The 1,890-nt window shown below is 63.0% G+C and carries 4 protein-coding genes; all 4 read left to right on the top strand.

Annotation, left to right across the window (positions count from 1 at the left end; all coding sequences use genetic code 11):
• The first annotated feature begins 103 nt into the window (after positions 1-103).
• Positions 104-979 (top strand): SPFH domain-containing protein, encoded by an 876-nt coding sequence (locus AC1DMG_RS21880; protein WP_441604189.1) that lies wholly within the window; start codon positions 104-106, stop codon positions 977-979.
• Positions 969-1,160, top strand: coding sequence for a type II toxin-antitoxin system antitoxin (locus AC1DMG_RS21885; protein ID WP_121878824.1), 192 nt, complete (start codon positions 969-971; stop codon positions 1,158-1,160). The genes AC1DMG_RS21880 and AC1DMG_RS21885 overlap by 11 nt, the downstream gene beginning before the upstream one ends.
• A gap of 92 nt (positions 1,161-1,252) precedes the next feature.
• The gene (locus tag AC1DMG_RS21890; protein WP_441604190.1) at positions 1,253-1,456 is read left to right on the top strand and encodes a hypothetical protein; all 204 of its coding nucleotides are present in this window, start codon (positions 1,253-1,255) and stop codon (positions 1,454-1,456) included.
• Between the two features lie 80 nt (positions 1,457-1,536).
• Positions 1,537-1,890 (top strand): DUF1203 domain-containing protein (locus AC1DMG_RS21895; RefSeq protein WP_477181127.1); only part of this gene is annotated, 354 nt, incomplete at its 3' end.

The following is a 1,890-nucleotide window of genomic DNA, read 5'->3' on the forward strand; positions in this document are numbered from 1 at the left end:
GACCGCGGCCACCATGAGCGGCACAGTCGCCACACGAGATTGACCCCTCCTTGAATTAGATATCATTTTGATATCTAATTGCCGCTCCCAGGGAGGAACCCCCATGAACGAACAGCAAGGCTTTTCGACCGCCGGCATCCCCACGGTCTTCTTCGTGCTACTCCTCGGCGCCCTCGGCCTGGCGCTGGAAGGCTACGGTCTGGTGCACGAGGCACCGGTCGTCGTCGCGATCGGCCTGGGCATCGCCATCCACCTGCTCGCCGGCTTCATGGCCAAGGGCTTCTTCCAGGTGGCCCCGAACGAAGGCCAGGTGCTGCAGTTGTTCGGCAAATACCACGGCACCGTGCGCGAGGAAGGCCTGCGCTGGACCAACCCGTTCTGCAGCCGCCGCCGCGTCTCGCTGCGCGTGCGCAACTTCGAAAGCAGCAAGCTCAAGGTCAACGATAGCGACGGCAATCCCATCGAGATCGCTGCCGTGGTGGTGTGGGAAGTGATCGATACGGCCGAAGCGGTGTTCTGCGTGGACGACTACGAGAACTTCGTGAACATCCAGAGCGAATCGGCTTTGCGCCAGATGGCCCAGAACTACCCGTACGATGCGCACGACGACGGCAAGCCTTCGCTGCGCAGCCACGGCGAGGTCATCAACAATCACCTGCGCGATGAAATCCAGGCGCGCCTGGAAAAAGCCGGCGTGCACGTGATCGAAGCGCGCATCAGCCACCTCGCCTATGCCCAGGAAATCGCCCAGGCCATGCTGCAGCGCCAGCAGGCCAACGCCATCGTGGCCGCGCGCGAACGCATCGTGGAAGGCGCTGTAGGCATGGTGGCGATGGCGCTGGACAAGCTCAAATCGCAGGGCGTGGTGGAGCTGGACGAAGAGCGCAAAGCCGCCATGGTCAGCAACCTGCTGGTAGTGTTGTGCGGCGATCGTTCCACGCAACCGGTGGTGAATGCCGGCACACTCTATGGCGGTTGAGAAAAAGGCTTATCCACTGCGTATCAGCGCTGCCGTGCTTGAAGCCATGCAGCGCTGGGCCGACGATGATCTGCGCAGCGTCAACGCGCAGATCGAATTCGTACTGCGCGAGGCCTTGCGCAAGCAGGGCCGCCTCAAGCGCGAGGCGTCCGAACCTGTACAGGATGACGACACCGATTGAAGTTGGCGGCCAGCGGCGTTTATCCCGCTTCGACGCAGCCTGCACGACACCGGCGCTACTTTCGTCGCTTCAGTGACGTCCGGAGAACCGCCATGGCCGAGAGCCAAACCTATCGCCTGCTGCCTGACGGCCCGGTGCTGTGCGAAACCTGCTCCAGCACAGGCGAGAGCGTGGAAATGGAACGCTACGATCCGCTGCCCGCCGAAGCGCAGCGGTGGTCGCAGGAACAGCGCACGGAACTGCAAAGCTACCGTTGCCCGGAGTGCGAAGGCGTGCAGGTGTTTCGCGTCGACTGAGCCAGCAGGCGCAAGAATCGGATGGCCGGAAAGGCTTGATCGCGCGACGCTGGGAGCCGTCCAATCCCAGGAGCTCCGTCATGCATTTCCGTCTTTCCGGCCTGCCCGCCGAACCGTTTGCCGAACTGTTTTCGCTGTCCGACGAAGCTCTAGCCCAGCGCCAGGCCATGCGCGTGGTGGCCGATCAGCCCCACGGCTATCCGTGCCGCATCAGCCTTACCGATGCCGAACCCGGGCAGCCGCTGGTCCTGCTCAACTATGAACACCAACCGGCCAACTCGCCGTTTCGTTCGACCCATGCGATCTACATCCGCGAAGGCGAACAACAATACGACCGCATCGATGAAGTGCCCGATCAATTGCGTCGCCGGCTGCTCTCGGTGCGCGGGTTCGACGAGCAAGGCATGTTGCGGGACGCCGACGTGGCCCAGGGC

The sequence above is a fragment of the Dyella sp. 01N36 genome, from assembly GCF_056399745.1.

Coding starts and splice junctions, on each gene's coding strand:
- AC1DMG_RS21880 (WP_441604189.1), top strand. CDS start 104: ATGAACGAACAGCAAGGCTTTTCGACCGCCGGCATCCCCACGGTCTTC.
- AC1DMG_RS21885 (WP_121878824.1), top strand. CDS start 969: ATGGCGGTTGAGAAAAAGGCTTATCCACTGCGTATCAGCGCTGCCGTG.
- AC1DMG_RS21890 (WP_441604190.1), top strand. CDS start 1,253: ATGGCCGAGAGCCAAACCTATCGCCTGCTGCCTGACGGCCCGGTGCTG.